The sequence below is a fragment of the Celerinatantimonas marina genome (genome assembly GCF_046054165.1).
Taxonomy (GTDB): Bacteria; Pseudomonadota; Gammaproteobacteria; order Enterobacterales; family Celerinatantimonadaceae; genus Celerinatantimonas.
On record NZ_JBFNXK010000018.1, the window covers coordinates 38,540 to 53,921 of the forward strand.

The 15,382-nt window shown below is 46.9% G+C and carries 12 protein-coding genes; 7 read left to right on the top strand and 5 right to left on the bottom strand.

The window, feature by feature from the left end; translation table 11 throughout:
* The first annotated feature begins 10 nt into the window (after nt 1-10).
* The 6 genes from lptB (at nt 11) to mgtE (ending at nt 5,608) form a co-directional block, all read left to right on the top strand.
* On the top strand, nt 11-736 hold the full coding sequence (lptB, locus tag ABUE20_RS16525; RefSeq protein ID WP_408621053.1) for an LPS export ABC transporter ATP-binding protein: 726 nt from the start codon (nt 11-13) through the stop codon (nt 734-736).
* A 59-nt stretch (nt 737-795) separates the two neighbouring features.
* Nucleotides 796-2,262, top strand: a complete 1,467-nt coding sequence (locus ABUE20_RS16530; RefSeq protein ID WP_408621054.1) for an RNA polymerase factor sigma-54 — start codon at nt 796-798, stop codon at nt 2,260-2,262.
* Between the two features lie 292 nt (nt 2,263-2,554).
* Nucleotides 2,555-2,998 carry a PTS IIA-like nitrogen regulatory protein PtsN gene (gene ptsN, locus ABUE20_RS16535; protein ID WP_408621055.1) on the top strand — a complete coding sequence of 148 codons (444 nt, stop codon included), beginning with the start codon at nt 2,555-2,557 and terminating at the stop codon, nt 2,996-2,998.
* Between the two features lie 19 nt (nt 2,999-3,017).
* Complete coding sequence (gene rapZ, locus ABUE20_RS16540; RefSeq protein WP_408621056.1) at nt 3,018-3,887, top strand: RNase adapter RapZ; 870 nt, start codon at nt 3,018-3,020, stop codon at nt 3,885-3,887.
* On the top strand, nt 3,877-4,149 hold the full coding sequence (locus ABUE20_RS16545) for an HPr family phosphocarrier protein (protein WP_408621057.1): 273 nt from the start codon (nt 3,877-3,879) through the stop codon (nt 4,147-4,149). Before rapZ ends, ABUE20_RS16545 begins: the two co-directional genes overlap by 11 nt.
* 91 nt (nt 4,150-4,240) lie before the next feature.
* Nucleotides 4,241-5,608 (top strand): magnesium transporter, encoded by a 1,368-nt coding sequence (gene mgtE, locus ABUE20_RS16550; protein ID WP_408621058.1) that lies wholly within the window; start codon nt 4,241-4,243, stop codon nt 5,606-5,608.
* A gap of 90 nt (nt 5,609-5,698) precedes the next feature.
* On the opposite strand, the gene pmbA is transcribed toward mgtE, so the two are convergent.
* A complete protein-coding gene (gene pmbA / locus ABUE20_RS16555) occupies nt 5,699-7,039 on the bottom strand; it encodes a metalloprotease PmbA (RefSeq protein ID WP_408621059.1) in 1,341 nt (446 codons plus the stop codon).
* Between the two features lie 111 nt (nt 7,040-7,150).
* Between pmbA and yjgA the strand changes: the two genes are divergently transcribed.
* The gene (gene yjgA / locus ABUE20_RS16560; RefSeq protein WP_408621060.1) at nt 7,151-7,684 is read left to right on the top strand and encodes a ribosome biogenesis factor YjgA; all 534 of its coding nucleotides are present in this window, start codon (nt 7,151-7,153) and stop codon (nt 7,682-7,684) included.
* Nucleotides 7,685-7,699: 15 nt separating this feature from the next.
* Here the strand turns inward: yjgA and tldD are convergent, their stop codons facing one another.
* From tldD to rng, 4 genes are read right to left on the bottom strand one after another with little or no spacing between them, the layout of a single operon-like run.
* Entirely contained in the window at nt 7,700-9,145 is a 1,446-nt protein-coding gene (tldD, locus tag ABUE20_RS16565; RefSeq protein WP_408621061.1) for a metalloprotease TldD, read from the bottom strand.
* Between the two features lie 5 nt (nt 9,146-9,150).
* Entirely contained in the window at nt 9,151-9,987 is an 837-nt protein-coding gene (locus ABUE20_RS16570; protein WP_408621062.1) for a carbon-nitrogen hydrolase family protein, read from the bottom strand.
* The gene (locus ABUE20_RS16575) at nt 9,984-13,895 is read right to left on the bottom strand and encodes a YhdP family protein (RefSeq protein ID WP_408621063.1); all 3,912 of its coding nucleotides are present in this window, start codon (nt 13,893-13,895) and stop codon (nt 9,984-9,986) included. The genes ABUE20_RS16570 and ABUE20_RS16575 overlap by 4 nt, the downstream gene beginning before the upstream one ends.
* Nucleotide 13,896: 1 nt before the next feature.
* Entirely contained in the window at nt 13,897-15,366 is a 1,470-nt protein-coding gene (gene rng, locus ABUE20_RS16580; RefSeq protein WP_408621064.1) for a ribonuclease G, read from the bottom strand.
* Between the last annotated feature and the right edge of the window lie 16 nt (nt 15,367-15,382).

The window sequence follows — 15,382 nt, forward strand, 5'->3', positions numbered from 1 at the left end:
GAATAAATATATGGCATTGCTAAAAGCAGAAAATCTGGCAAAAAGTTATAAAAAAAGACAAGTTGTAAAAAATGTCAGTCTACAAGTTGAAACAGGTCAGATTGTAGGTCTGCTGGGGCCTAATGGTGCGGGTAAAACCACGACCTTTTATATGGTCGTGGGGTTGGTTCCCCGGGATGAAGGAACCATCATGATCGATGATCAAGATATTACCCTCAAAGCAATGCATTCCAGAGCCCGAATGGGCATTGGTTATCTCCCTCAGGAAGCCTCTATTTTTCGTCGGCTTTCTGTAGAAGATAATATTATGGCTGTATTAGAAACTCGGAATGATTTAGATCGCGGTGCTCGTCAATTAGTGCTCGACGAATTGCTGGATGAGTTTCATATTGGACATATTCGAAAGAGCTTAGGTCAGGCCCTTTCAGGGGGGGAACGCCGCCGGGCTGAGATTGCCAGAGCACTTGCGGCTTCACCAAAATTCATTTTGCTAGACGAACCGTTTGCGGGTGTCGATCCTATTTCAGTGATTGATATTAAAAAAATTATCGAACATTTACGGGATCGGGGGCTTGGCGTCCTCATCACCGACCATAATGTTCGAGAAACATTGGATGTGTGTGAACATGCTTATATTGTCAACCAGGGCGAATTAATCGCTTCCGGGGCACCCGAGCAAGTTCTAAAAAATGACCATGTAAAACGCGTCTATCTTGGTGAGCAATTCAAACTATAGTGAAGACATAATCGTAACCGAATAATTCGGTCAGAATACAAAAGGGATCCGATTTATTAATGAAAGCCGCTTTGCAGTTACGTCTTGGTCAACAGTTGACCATGACTCCTCAGTTACAACAAGCCATACGGCTGCTTCAGCTATCTACTCTCGATCTGCAGCAAGAGATCCAGGAGGCTCTCGACGCAAATCCCCTGTTGGAAGCGGAAGACAATCTGCAAGACAGCTCACCTCAGGATCCAGATCAAATCAGTGATGATGATAGCATCACGGCTTCAGACAGTAGTCAGTTAGAAACAACCGAAGCCATTAGTAACGAAACCATGGGTGATGATCTGCCGGTTGATTCCACTTGGGATGATCTCTACAGTGCTTCTTCAGCCCCTGCTGCGCCGATGCCCGATGATAATGAGCATATCTATCAAGGTGAAACCACCGAATCACTTCAAGATCATCTGCTCTGGCAAATGCGTTTAACTCCATTTAGTGAAACGGATCAAGGGATTGCACTGGCTATTATTGACGCAGTTGACGAATCCGGCTATTTGACTCAAACCACCGAGCAGTTACTGGAAGGGCTCAATGGCGACGATTTAGAGATCACACTCGAAGAAGTTGAAGCCGTTTTAAAACGAATTCAACATTTTGATCCACTTGGGGTGGCCTCAAGAAACCTTCAGGAATGCCTGTTACTACAACTCAACCAATTTGATCCACAAACTCAGTGGTTAGATGCCGCCAAACTGATTGTCCGGGAACACTTGGAACTCTTAGGAAACCGGGATTACCGGACCCTATCTCGTAAAACCAAGCTCAAAGAAACACAGCTGTCCGAAGTGATGAAACTCATTCACTCCCTCGATCCTCGCCCGGGCAATAGTATTGCAGCCAGTCAGGCCGAATATGTGATTCCGGATGTTTCCGTGACTAAAAAAAATGGCCGCTGGGTGGTTGAACTCAATCCAGATGCCGTTCCAAAAATTAAAGTGAATGCCCAATATGCAGCGCTCAGTCGTCAATCTCGTAATAGTAGTGATAGTCAATTTATCCGCTCTCACTTACAAGAGGCCAAATGGTTCATTAAAAGCTTAGAAAGTCGAAATGAAACCCTGCTCAAAGTGGCTAAATGCATTGTCAGCCACCAGCAAGCATTCTTCGAGTATGGTGATGAAGCCATGAAGCCCATGGTGTTGAACGACGTGGCCGAAGCGGTTGAGATGCATGAATCAACTATTTCTCGGGTTACGACCCAAAAATATATGCATACCCCTAGAGGAATTTTTGAACTAAAATACTTCTTTTCAAGTCATGTCAGTACCGAAGGTGGAGGTGAATGCTCATCCACTGCCATTCGGGCCTTGATTAAAAAGTTGGTTGCTGCTGAAAACTCAGCTAAGCCATTGAGTGATAGCAAGATAGCTGAAGTATTAGCAGAGCAAGGGATCAAAGTCGCACGCCGGACGATTGCAAAATATCGAGAATCTCTTTCGATCCCACCTTCCAATCAACGTAAGAGCCTGATATAAAGGCCGGCAGTTATAAAGGGATAAGGTTTATGCGGATCATCACTTTGATCAATCACGCTGTCGTGATGCAATGGTTGTTCAATCTATCAGGGCAAAATATATCTGCTTCAGATCAGCCCCAAGAGTCACAGCCAACTGCCATTATTCCGACGGAAAGACAATCCAGACGGATGATTCAAGGGCCATTATATCTTCGGATGTTTCACACTGGACTCTCAGCCTATCGGCTGTTGAGTTCATTACAATGCCGATTCATCCAATCCCCAAAATATAGTCAACAAGCTCTAATCTTATGCAACTAATCCAAGTATTGAGTGAAGATTGCACTAAAAGTGCAGTCGATTGCCAATCGAAAAAACGAGCGCTGGAAATTATCAGTGAACTAGCAGCCGAGAAATTGGCAATTTCCGATAAAGAAATTTTTGACAGTTTGTTTGCGCGGGAAAAATTAGGAAGCACCGGAATCGGTCAGGGAATTGCCATTCCTCACGGCCGGATATCCAATGAGTGCCCCCCTACGGCTGTATTTATTCGCTGCCAACAACCGATCAGTTTTGATGCAATTGATAAGCAGCCAGTTGATTTGCTTTTCGCCTTATTAGTTCCGGAAGAGGAAACCAAACAGTATCTTAAAATTCTGGCGGCTGTTGCCGAAAAATTACATGATAAAACCGTATGTAAACAGTTGCGGCAGGCAACCAGTGATGATGAAATGTATCAAATCATGACTTCTTAACTGAGTATAGGGCCTCTCAATGGAATTTTTTATTGTTAGTGGCCGTTCAGGATCCGGCAAGACCGTTGCCCTCAGAGTTCTTGAAGATCTGGGCTATTACTGTGTCGACAATCTGCCTCTAGAATTACTTCCTCAACTTCCTGATACGTTAGCCAAACGGGATCTCAAAGTCGCCGTCAGCATCGATGTTCGTAACTTACCGAGTGATCCGGAGCAGTTACAAGTTGTCATCAATCAACTGCGACAAAAAGTCGACCTCACCAGTTTATTTGTCGATGCCGATGACCAAACCCTGATTCATCGTTATAGCGAAACCCGGCGGCTCCACCCGCTAAATCGAGAACACTACTCACTTAGCGAAGCAATTAAAGCCGAACAAACGATATTAGAGCCTATCTCCAGTCGCGCCGATCTTCGCATCGATACCTCTCAGTTATCCATTCATGAGCTTAAAGAACGAATTACAGAGCGCGTGTTAGGCAAACCTAACCAAGAACTTGTGCTTATCTTTGAATCTTTTGGCTTTAAAAACGGTGTTCCTCATGATGCGGATTATGTCTTCGATGTGCGTTTTTTACCGAATCCACATTGGCACCCTGAACTACGGCCATTTACCGGGCTGGATAAACCGGTGCAGCAATTCTTTCAACAACAACCCTTAGTTCATGAACTGATCTGGCAGCTTGAAAGTCTGCTCAACAGCTGGCTTCCGCATCTGGAACGCAATAGCCGGGCTTATGTCACGGTAGCAATCGGTTGTACCGGAGGAAAACACCGCTCCGTCTATGTGGCCCAACAACTCAGCGAAGCATTCGCCGAACACTATAATGTACAGGTCCATCACTTAAATCTGCCCAAAACAGAGTTAATCACCCCTTATGACGCTTGAAGAACAGTTAACCATTAAAAATAAATTAGGATTACATGCCAGAGCTGCGATAAAATTAGTCGAGCTGGCAGCCCGATATAATGCAGAAGTGATGATCATCACGGAAGAAAAACAAGCATCTGCTGCTAGTGTGCTAGGACTATTGCTCTTGGAACGAGCACAAGGACAACAGATCACTGTACGTTGTGAAGGGCCTGATGCAAAACCGGCATTGAGGGCCGTAAAAGCCTTAGTTGAGGCTCGTTTCGATGAACAAGAATAGTGAATTAAAGATTCATCCCGACGCTACAGTCGTCATAAAACCTGATTATACTGCCCTTTCGGGGTAGTACTGCATTTTTTGAGGGCCAATTATGCCAGAGCTGGAGCAGCATCACCATCATAGTCAACACCAACGGATTCTCGAACTCAATCGAGCGCTGAATGATGGGATGTTTGTTCATGTCAGACGAATGCTTCAGCAAATGCCCGCTTGTGATGTGGCCCTGCTTTTACAATCCACGCCGGCCGCTGGTCGTGAAATTCTCTGGCAACTCACCGATCCCGAACAGCAAGGGGAGATCCTCGAAGAACTCAATGAAGATGCCATGGAAAGCATCCTCAAAATGATGGATCCCGAGAATCTGGCCGCGGCCACCGAAGGGATGGATATCGATGATTTAACCTATGTTCTGCGGAGCCTGCCGGATGAAGTCTATCAACAAGTCCTCCAACAGATGGAGCCACAGGAGCGCCATCGGGTCGAAATAGCACTCGCCTATCCGGAAGATACGGCCGGGAGCTTAATGAACAACGATACCATCGCACTACGGCCTGATGTGTCGGTGGATGTGGTATTACGTTACCTGCGTTTGCGAGGCGAGCTTCCGGAAGCAACTGATGCCCTCTTCGTTGTCGATAAGGAAGATAAATATCTAGGTGATGTCCCCTTATCACGACTGTTAACGGTCGATCCCAGCGTTGAAGTCGAATCGATTATGGGGACCCGACCCGAACGGATCATTCCAGTAGCGATGAATGATTCCCGGGTGGCTCAACTATTCGAGCGTCATGACTGGATTTCAGCACCGGTCGTTGATGATGAAGGGAAACTAGTGGGACGTATTACCATTGATGATGTCGTCGATATCATCCGTGAAGATGCTGAGCACTCAATGATGGGGATGGCCGGGGTTGATGATGACGAAGATACCTTCGCCCCAATTTTAAAAAGTACCCGAGGTCGGACACTGTGGTTGGGGATCAATCTACTAACCGCTCTCTTTGCCGCATCCATCAGCAATATGTTTGAATCCACTCTGGCGCAGATGGCGACGCTTGCAGTCCTCATGACCATTGTGCCCAGTCAGGGGGGGATTGCCGGCACTCAAACCCTGGCGGTAGTTATCCGCGGGATTGCAGTAGGCCATATCGGCGAAAGTAACTTTCGCTGGCTGATTATCAAAGAAATGGCCATTGGTGCTTTAAATGGTCTCATCTGGGCCGTGGTGATTGCATTAGTGGTAGTGGTCTGGAAAGACAGTCTGGAACTGGGGCTGATTAGTGCTACCGCCATGTTTGCCGACATGTTTATGGCCGGTCTAGCGGGCGTTTGTATCCCCCTGGCGATGAAAAAGATGAAAATCGATCCGGCACTAGCGGGCGGGATGGTCTTAACAACCGTCACCGATTCAGTGGGGCTCTTTTCATTTCTTGGGATCGCAACCCTACTTCTGCATTAATAATTGAAGCTTCCCATTACAGCTCCGGGAATGTTTGTGAAAGCCTGATAAGGCCTTGATCATGCATCAAGGCCACTCACAACAGATGATTTAATTCCCAGCAATTTTCATTGAATTAATCAAAATTGAGCCAGTACTAATCGCATGGTTTGGATCGCGATCTGAACCAATTGCAACGATGTTCTGATACATCTCTTTCAGATTCCCTGCAATAGTAATTTCATGAACCGGGAAAGCTATTTCCCCATTTTCAACCCAAAAACCGGCAGCACCACGCGAATAATCACCGGTGACAATGTTCACGCCTTGCCCCATCAACTCAGTGACCAGCAATCCGCTTCCCATCGATTTGAGTAACTCATCCTGGCTTTGACCACTATCACTCACCAGCCAATTATGAATGCCACCCGCATGTCCGGTACTCTGCATTCCCATTTTCCGAGCCGCATAACTAGTTAAGAGGTAGGTCTCCAGCATTCCCGCTTTGACAATATCCCGCGGCTGGGTCTGTACCCCTTCGTTATCAAACGGACTACTCCCCAAGCCCTTTTTCAACCACGGATCTTCATGGACCGTTAACCAATCCGGAAACACCTGCTGACCCAGAGCATCCAATAAGAATGACGAGCGTCGATACAAATTGCCGCCACTAATCGCCATCACAAAATGCCCCAACAAACCACCAGCCACATCTTTATCGAACAATACCGGAACCTGGCAAGTATTAATTTTACGGCTATCTAACCGACTCAATGTTTTTAGCGCGGCCTCATCGGCAATCTCTTTAATCGCTCGTAAATCATTAAAATCGACGGCAACACTATAGGCATAATCACGTTGCATCTGTTCTTCACCAGCAATCAGAATACAGCTAATACTATGCCGACTGGTCGGATACCCCTCGATAAACCCATGACTATTACCATAAACCCGAACCCCATAGTGGCTATTCACACTCGCCCCATCACTGGCTTTAATGCCTTGATGGGTCAGTGCATGGCGCTCACAGTCACTGGCAATTTCAATAAAATGATCGGCATCCAACGGTGCAGGATGACACAAGTCTAAATCCTTAATATCAGTTGCCATGAGTTCTGCCGGGGCTAACCCTGCGGCGGGATCGACTGAAGTCACATCACTGATATCCACCGCAGCCTGTACTGCCCGGGTGATGGCTTCACGCGAGAGATCCGATGTGGAAGCATTCCCTTTCTGCTGGCCCTTATACACAGCAATCCCTAAGGCACCATCCCGGTTAAACTCAAGCGTCTCAACTTCGCATTGGCGTGTTGAAACGGAAATACCGGTCTGTTTAGAAATAGAAACCTCTGCATCACTACTCCCCAGACGCTTTGCTTCATCCAGAGCAAATTGCACGGCTTCTTTGAGTTGATTTAATTCTTGTGATATCGATTGCTGCACTGCCGACATATACGACCTTCTTTCAAACGCATGAATTTAGTTAGCATACCAAATCTCGCCGAGCGACCCCAGCAAATAACTGGTAATATACTACCAATTGTAAAACACAGATGAGTCGTTATGAGCGAAACCCCTAATAACTGGCAAGATGATGATGATGATTGGATCAGCAAAAGCCAGCTAAAACGAGAAGCCCAGCAGCTCAAAGTCCTTGGCCAAGAAATCTGCCAACTGAATGCTGAACGTCTGGCCACCATCCCGTTAAGTGAAGCCATGTTGGATGCGGTAGCCCTAGCTAAACGCATTAGCAATAAGCGAGAAGCACTGCGCCGCCACATGAACTATATTGGCAAATTGATGCGGGAAGAAGATCTTGAAGCTATAGAAGCGGCTCTGGATAAAATCAGAAACCGCCATCTTTATGAAAATCAACGCCAGCACAAGTTGGAGATGCTTCGGGATAAACTGATCCAGAGCCAAGACAGCGAAGCGCAAATCCAGTCGCTACTCGATGCGCATCCATTTTTAGAACGACAGAAACTCAGGCAACTGATCCGTCAGGCTAAAAAAGAGCTTGCTGAAAACACTCCCCCAAAATCATCCCGGGAGCTATTTCGTTACTTACGGGAAAACATCCATGAGGCGGACGATTAATCCGCCCCTAGATTATTACGCCGTCCCACCTACGGTCAGCTCGTCCAGTTTTAAGGTCGGCTGACCGACCCCGACTGGGACACTCTGTCCATCTTTGCCACAAACACCAACACCTGCGTCCAACTGTAGATCATTGCCCACCATCGAAACTTGTGACATTGCTTCAGGGCCATTACCAATCAAAGTTGCGCCTTTAATCGGTGCTGTGATTTTACCATCTTCAATCAAATAAGCTTCCGAAGCGGAAAACACAAATTTACCAGAGGTGATATCCACCTGCCCACCGCCGAAGTTAGGCGCATAAATTCCCCGTTTCACCGACGCAATCATTTCTTCAGGATCACTTTCACCCGCCAGCATATAAGTATTGGTCATTCGCGGCATGGGGACATTGGCATAAGATTCCCGACGGCCATTCCCGGTTGGAGCAACCCCCATTAACCGAGCATTCAGTTTATCCTGCATGTATCCGCGCAAGATACCTTTCTCAATCAGCACATTGTACTGCGTTGGCGTGCCTTCATCGTCGACGCTCAGCGAACCACGGCGGTTAGCCAGCGTCCCGTCATCGACAATCGTACACAGATCAGAAGCAACTTTTTGGCCGATTCGACCACTAAATGCCGAAGAGCCTTTACGATTAAAGTCCCCTTCCAAGCCGTGACCAACCGCTTCATGCAATAGAACCCCAGGCCAACCGGCCCCGAGTACCACTGGCATCATTCCAGCCGGAGCATCCACCGCGTCCAGATTCACCAGCGCCTGTCGTACCGCTTCGCGGACATAACCCATCGCCCGCATTTCGCCCTCATGTTGTTCCATAAAGGCTGTATAATCAAAACGGCCACCGCCACCGGCACTTCCGCGTTCACGACGGCCTTTTCGTTCCGCCAGCACGCTACAATTAAATCGTACTAAGGGCCGGATATCCGCGGTTAATGTACCATCCAAACCGGCGATCAAAACCTGCTCATAGACCGCACTCAAACTAACAATCACCTGGGTGATAGCCGGATCCAGACTACGAGCAAATCGATCGGCCTGTTCAAGCAAAGCGATTTTCTGTTGCTTATCCAAGCTCTGAATCGGATTTTCACCACTATATAGCGCTTGAATCTGCTGTGGCGTCGCGATCTTAACTTGGCCTTCCCCTTGGCTACGACTGATACTCCGCGCGGCCTGACAAGCCTCTAACAAGGCTTTCTGATTAATATCATCAGAATAGGCAAACCCGGTCTTTTCACCTGCAATCGAGCGAACACCGACGCCTTGTTCGATATTAAAACTGCCATCTTTCACAATGCCATCTTCTAAAACCCATGACTCATGGCGGCTATGTTGAAAATAGAGATCGGCTTGATCGATATCCGAGCCACTTAAAACACTTAACGCTTGCTGTAATGACGATAATTCAATTCCGGCTGGTGCCAGTAATGATTGATGAACCTGTTCAAAAGACATTGTAGTTAGTTACTCCAGCTGATCTGCAGATGGGAATTCGCTTGCAAAGGCATACGCTGCCGCAGTGATCGTATAAGTTTACCATCAAACGTACCATAACAGATCCCGGGTTGCTGCTCTAATCCACTTACAACCTTTCCCCAAGGATCAATAATACAAGAATGACCCCACGTAACTCGCCCATGGCCATGATCGCCAACCTGTGCAGCCGCCACGATATAACACTGCTGTTCAATAGCCCGAGCTTTAAGGAGTGTCAACCAATGCGCCTGACCGGTGTGCTCCGTAAAAGCGGCTGGGACCAACAAGATTTGGCAGCCCTGTGCTCGCAGCCAGTGATACAGATAACTAAAGCGCAGGTCAAAACAGATGGACATACCAACGCGAATCGACTGATGGGTAAACCACTTTGGCTCTGTTCCTGCAATAAATTTAGCCGATTCCTGATAGTGACCAATTGGATCGCTCACTTCTACGTCAAACAAATGCAATTTATGATAATGGCCGCACAATTGCCCCTGTGCATCAAAAGCAACACTCGTGGCCCGACACCGAGTCTCTCCAGTGACCCAGGTAGGTAAACTCCCACCCACCAATGTAATCTGATACTTTTGGGCTAGCTGCATCAAGCGCTGCTGAATCACGCCCTCTCCCGGTTTTTCAGCAATCTTCCGATAATCACACCCCGGGCCCAACGCCGCAAAATTTTCGGGCAGTAGTATCAAATCTCCCGGCTCAGGCGGAGTATCCGCTAAAATTTGCTCAATCTGGTCCAAGTTAGCTGCAACATGCTCCCCAGAGGTCATCTGCAACGCCCCTAATCGCCATTGGCCATCACTCATTTATGCTTCCCTTGTCGAAGATTTTTGGGGATCTTGATTTTTTTCTTCTCACGACCTTCTTCAACCAGCTCTGGATGATCGAAAGAGCCTTTAATATGAAAATCGACCTGAGAGATCACCTCAATCGCAGGCTCCAGCAATTTAGACAATGCCAACACGGCCACGCCAGTGACTGGCGTCACGGCAAAAGCCGTCAGCACCGGTAAGCTAGATGTCAATTTCGGAGCAAAACTAACATTATAATCGAGCTGCTCCGTATTCAAATTAGCTTGGCCGTGCCCTTTAATATTCCCGGCCACACCATCCATCACAAAATCATCGTTATTGATCACGCCATTATGAATCGTTACTTTCGCCTGAGCTGAATTAAAATAGAGGCCTTTGTCAAAGATATCCCGAAAATCCAGCATCAAACGACGCCGAATCGTATCCAGACTGGCCAACGTAAAGAGCCGGGTTCCCTTATCGCTCAATTCAGTTAAAACACCCTCACCCGCTTTCCAGGAGATGTTGCCACTCAAGCTGGATTTATCGAAATGATAAATCGCATCATGCCAGTTTAACTGGAAAGCACCTTTGAGCGGACTCTGTTCCACCGAGCTCCCAAAACCCAGTGATTTTAAAAGATCGCCGGTATTTTTAGTCGAAAACGTCCCGGTGGTCGCCGATAGTCCTGGTTGTCCCGGTTGATTCCAATTCAACTGTGAATCAAATTTAAAATCACCGGCCCCCCGGATGCGAATATAACCATCATGAAGTTGGTGCGATTCAAAAGGAAACCATGCACTGAGCGAACCGATCTGGAACCGCCCCAGAGTACAGGATTGACAATCGATCTGGAGCGCGGGTATATCAGTTCCTCCCGCGGCATTGCCTTTCGCTACAGATGAACTTGATTTAGGGGATTCTGGATAAAACTCCAAAAAAGTTTGTTTAAGCGCATCTAAATCCAATTTGGGCAAATCCGCCCGTTGCACATTCAGCTTCCAGGGACTCTGAAGACTTACTTTCGAAGGCTGAACAAATTGTCCCTGTAACTGCGGGCTACTCGCCTGCCAGATATGACCAACCGAACGGTAACTTAATTTAAGCTGATCGATCGGCTGCTGGTATGCCATGAGCCGATTGACATTCAAATCCACACTATCCAACTTCAACATTGGTAATGACAACGCAGGACTCGCAGACGACTTAACGGCAACGGATGGAGAAACCCAAGTCAGCGCTTGCTTCAGCCACGGTTGCAGTTCTAGATCCGGCAAATCGACCCCTACGGATAATCCGCTACTGGGCAACTGCCGAGCTAAATTACGCAGCGATGTTGCATCTCCGATGTTCAACCGCATCGACTGAAAGGCAAACTGGTGCTGCGTTGAATACTGGAAGCGATCAAACACCCGATCCTGGATCCCAACAAATCCATCCCCTTGAGTGGCATTTCCACTCACATAAAGCCGGGTCGGCCAAGCCTGATCTCCAGATTTAGCCAGCGGTTTTGGTAAATTCACATTCAGTTGTTTTAAATTAGACTCAAATTTAGCGTTATAACTAAACTGATCCGCTTCCTGAAGTTTAATGTTAATCCGACCTTGCCAATTCAGTTGCCCATCAACCGGATCTAACCAACGCGGCTGACCCAATGATTTTCGAAGCTGACGCATATTCCATAAACCATTCAGATCGATCCCAACCTGATAATGATCCGGAAGCTGCTGCGTTTCAAAGCTGAATGCAATCGGGTGCCCTTTCCAATACCCTTGTAATCCCCATGCAGTTAGCTCTGCCTGACGAAATGCAAGTTGGCCCGTCACCTGATCGAGCTGTAATCCAATGGCAGGCATCCGAACCTGATTTTGCTCAAAATTAACCCGACCATTGACAGCCACCGCCTCACCATTCAGCGGGATATTAAGATACAATCGGCCGGACAATGTTCCCTGAGAGATCGGCAACGTTTTCATCGTATTCGCCAGCCCAGAGATAGGAGTCCCCTCCAAATATTGATGGACAGCTCCAGCAGGCGATTTGATCGTGGCATCAACCGTTAGCGGACGGCGGCCATTTAACTGTGCAATATCAGCCTGAATATTTGCAACCGGCGCATCCCCTAAATAAGCCTGATGACTCTGCATATGCAGCGAATCATTCTGAAACAACAGATCCAATTGCATATCATGTAACGCAGACCAATCCGGCTGGAATTTAAACGTGGTTTTCGTTAATGGCACATAAGCCTGAAAAATTCCATCATGCTGGCGATAAGGGTATTGATGTAACGCCCCATACCACAAGATCTTGGCATTTTTAGCCTGACCGCCTTGAATTGCTTGTTTCAAATAATCAGCCACTTTATCGGGCATCACAGGATGTGGGTAAAAACGATAGGCATTCCCGGCATCCGGCAACTGAACTTCACCGTACAGACTTAACCACGGCAGCGATTGCTGAGCCAACCAGTCTAAGCGAGCCTGAGCATTCACCTGTAACAACGGACTATCCATCCGGAACTGATCAAATCCAATAGACAGTTGCGATTGCCAATCCACATGTCCCTGAGCCGTTAGTAAATCCACCGGCCAATTTTTCTCAAATGTACCATCAAATCGAACTTCGCCCTGCTGCATCTGCAAGGAAAAATCTAAACCCTGCTGATCACCGCTAATTTTAGCATCGAGGCCATCCACCCCCGGAATAGCTCCTGTGGCGGTAGAGACTAAATGATGTAACGATGCCTGATAATCAAATCGGGGTTGATCAAGACGATAATGGAACTGGATATCTTGCAAACTGCCTTGCTGCACAACGGGTAAACGGTGCTGTTCCAGCGTGGGTAACAGCGACAATAGCGGCAAACTCTGAGCTAAAGGAAGTTGATTTAGGTATCCAGATAACTGATCATTTTGCAACACGCCCTGAAGCTGAATCGCTCCCCAAGAGTGATGATCGGTCACCAGACTTAATTGATCACTATCCAGCTGATAATAATCGGCATGCTGACGGAGGATCAGAGCACCTTGCTCAATTTTGAGCTGATGGACATGATCCTGAGTATCGGACCAATCTAACTGGCTTGGCTGCCAGTAAAGTTGCCAGAGAGAAGAACGATGGCCGCCAAAATCCCCCCAGACCTGAAAATTAAGATCCGTTTTTAATTTTTTAAGGACAGGGGAATGGACAACATCACCAACATGGGACAACTCCAGATGTTCTGCTGATGCATAAAATTGTCCGGGCATGTTCAATAAATCAACGCGATTACGATCACCTTGAAACTGAATCGCGAAATGAATCCGACTTCTCTCAGCGCCAGCAATCGGCAGGTAAGCGGTGCCTTCTCCTCGATGCGTCAACACCTGATTACTCCAACGCATCGAATCAATATAAACCGTATGTTGTTTCTTTCGGGGCAACAAAAAGTGGATCTGTGCCTGTTGAATTTGAAAATGATCCAGTTTTTTTAAGAATAACTCACTGAAAATTTGCGGAATTTGCTGGGATGCAACACTGGACGTATCCGTTTTGACCGGTGTCATCCAAGGAATCGTCAAATCGACGCCTTCGAGCTGAACATCCTGAAACACCAGCGTCCATCGCTTAATAGAATCCCACAGATCCAATCCGACAAGCACAGATTCACTGCGTAACCGAAAAGATTCATTGCCTTTCGGCTGATACTGGACTTGTTTTAATACCAGAACCGGTCGAAAGTTAACGAGTCTGGCACTGAGGCCATTAATATGAACTTGAGAGGCAGAACTGCCCAAGATCCATTGGGTCAGCGGATTTCGATAATCATTGGCATAAATAAAAGCGCCCCGAATCACACTAATAGCGATGGCTACCAAAATGACAACAGCGGCAATAGTAAGCCAACAGTGGTGTGCTAATCGCCGGAAAAGATGCACCATATTACATCAGTACCACATCAAACTGTTCCTGGTTATACATCATCTCAGTCTGAACTTTCACCGGTTTACCCATAAACACTTCTAATTCAGCTAAGCTATGCGATTCATCGCCCATTAGCATTTCAGCCACTGCTGGCGACGCATATACGATAAAATTATCAGCATCATAAGCCCGGTTCACACGCATAATCTCTCTCAAAATTTCAAAACAAACCGTTTCTACGGTTTTTACTGTTCCTCGCCCTAAACAAGTTGGACAAGTTCCACATAGAATATGTTCAATACTTTCACGTGTTCTTTTCCGGGTCATCTCCACTAAACCAAGTTGAGAAAATCCACTAATATTAGTTTTGGCTCGATCACTGGACAGAGCTTGTTCCAAACTTTGCAAAACGCGCAACCGATGCTCTTGGTGCAACATATCAATAAAATCAATAATAATAATGCCGCCTAAGTTTCGCAGTCGAAGCTGACGCGCTATCGCCTGAGTCGCTTCAATATTGGTATTAAAAATAGTTTCTTCCAGATTCCGATGCCCGACAAAAGCCCCGGTATTAATATCGATGGTGGTCATCGCCTCGGTTTGATCAATAATCAGATAGCCACCTGATTTCAAATCGACCCGCCGCTGCAAAGCCCGCTGGATTTCATTTTCAATATCATGCAGATCAAAAATAGGACGATCCGCCGAGTAATATTCGAGAATTTCAGCAAACTCAGGCACAAATTCCTGACAAAAAGAACGCATCTCATCAAAGGTATAGCGAGAATCAACTCGGATCCGATCCAATTTGGTTCCCACAAAATCACGAACTGTACGCAATGCCAGTGACAAATCTTCATACAGCATACTGCAGCTCGTATATTTTTCTTTTCGTTGCAGTACCTTACGCCAGACTCGTTTTAGAAATTCAGCATCTTGACGCAATTCCTCTTCACCGACGACTTCTGCGGCGGTGCGGATAATAAATCCACCTAATTCATCAATATAGTCACTGGCGATATTCTTCAGCCGTTCACGGGCCTCTTCATCTTCGATCCGTTGAGAAACGCCAACATGTGCGCTGCCCGGCATAAACACCAGATAGCGGGATGGCAAGGTGATATCCGTGGTCAATCGAGCCCCTTTGGTTCCAATCGGATCCTTCACGACCTGCACCATAATATCTTGGCCTTGCCGAACCAGTGAGGCGATATTACCCGCCTGAAAATTAGCCTGTTCCTGAATATCCACACATTCGGTATGCGGCACAATATCAGAGGCATGCAAAAAAGCGGCTTTATCTAATCCGATATCCACAAAGGCTGCCTGCATTCCTGGAAGCACTCGGCTTACTTTTCCTTTATAAATATTACCGACAATGCCCCGTTTGGCTTCTCGCTCAATGTGGATTTCCTGCAAGATCCCGGTCTCGACCAACGCGATTCGAGTTTCTGTAGGGGTAACATTGATCAATAACTCTGCCGGCATTTTCACTCCTCAAGCT

What these genes read in the sequence shown, in the direction of transcription:
- lptB (WP_408621053.1), top strand. Translation starts at nt 11, where the DNA reads ATGGCATTGCTAAAAGCAGAAAATCTGGCAAAAAGTTATAAAAAAAGA.
- ABUE20_RS16530 (WP_408621054.1), top strand. Translation starts at nt 796, where the DNA reads ATGAAAGCCGCTTTGCAGTTACGTCTTGGTCAACAGTTGACCATGACT.
- ptsN (WP_408621055.1), top strand. Translation starts at nt 2,555, where the DNA reads ATGCAACTAATCCAAGTATTGAGTGAAGATTGCACTAAAAGTGCAGTC.
- rapZ (WP_408621056.1), top strand. Translation starts at nt 3,018, where the DNA reads ATGGAATTTTTTATTGTTAGTGGCCGTTCAGGATCCGGCAAGACCGTT.
- ABUE20_RS16545 (WP_408621057.1), top strand. Translation starts at nt 3,877, where the DNA reads ATGACGCTTGAAGAACAGTTAACCATTAAAAATAAATTAGGATTACAT.
- mgtE (WP_408621058.1), top strand. Translation starts at nt 4,241, where the DNA reads ATGCCAGAGCTGGAGCAGCATCACCATCATAGTCAACACCAACGGATT.
- pmbA (WP_408621059.1), bottom strand. Translation starts at nt 7,039, where the DNA reads ATGTCGGCAGTGCAGCAATCGATATCACAAGAATTAAATCAACTCAAA.
- yjgA (WP_408621060.1), top strand. Translation starts at nt 7,151, where the DNA reads ATGAGCGAAACCCCTAATAACTGGCAAGATGATGATGATGATTGGATC.
- tldD (WP_408621061.1), bottom strand. Translation starts at nt 9,145, where the DNA reads ATGTCTTTTGAACAGGTTCATCAATCATTACTGGCACCAGCCGGAATT.
- ABUE20_RS16570 (WP_408621062.1), bottom strand. Translation starts at nt 9,987, where the DNA reads ATGAGTGATGGCCAATGGCGATTAGGGGCGTTGCAGATGACCTCTGGG.
- ABUE20_RS16575 (WP_408621063.1), bottom strand. Translation starts at nt 13,895, where the DNA reads ATGGTGCATCTTTTCCGGCGATTAGCACACCACTGTTGGCTTACTATT.
- rng (WP_408621064.1), bottom strand. Translation starts at nt 15,366, where the DNA reads ATGCCGGCAGAGTTATTGATCAATGTTACCCCTACAGAAACTCGAATC.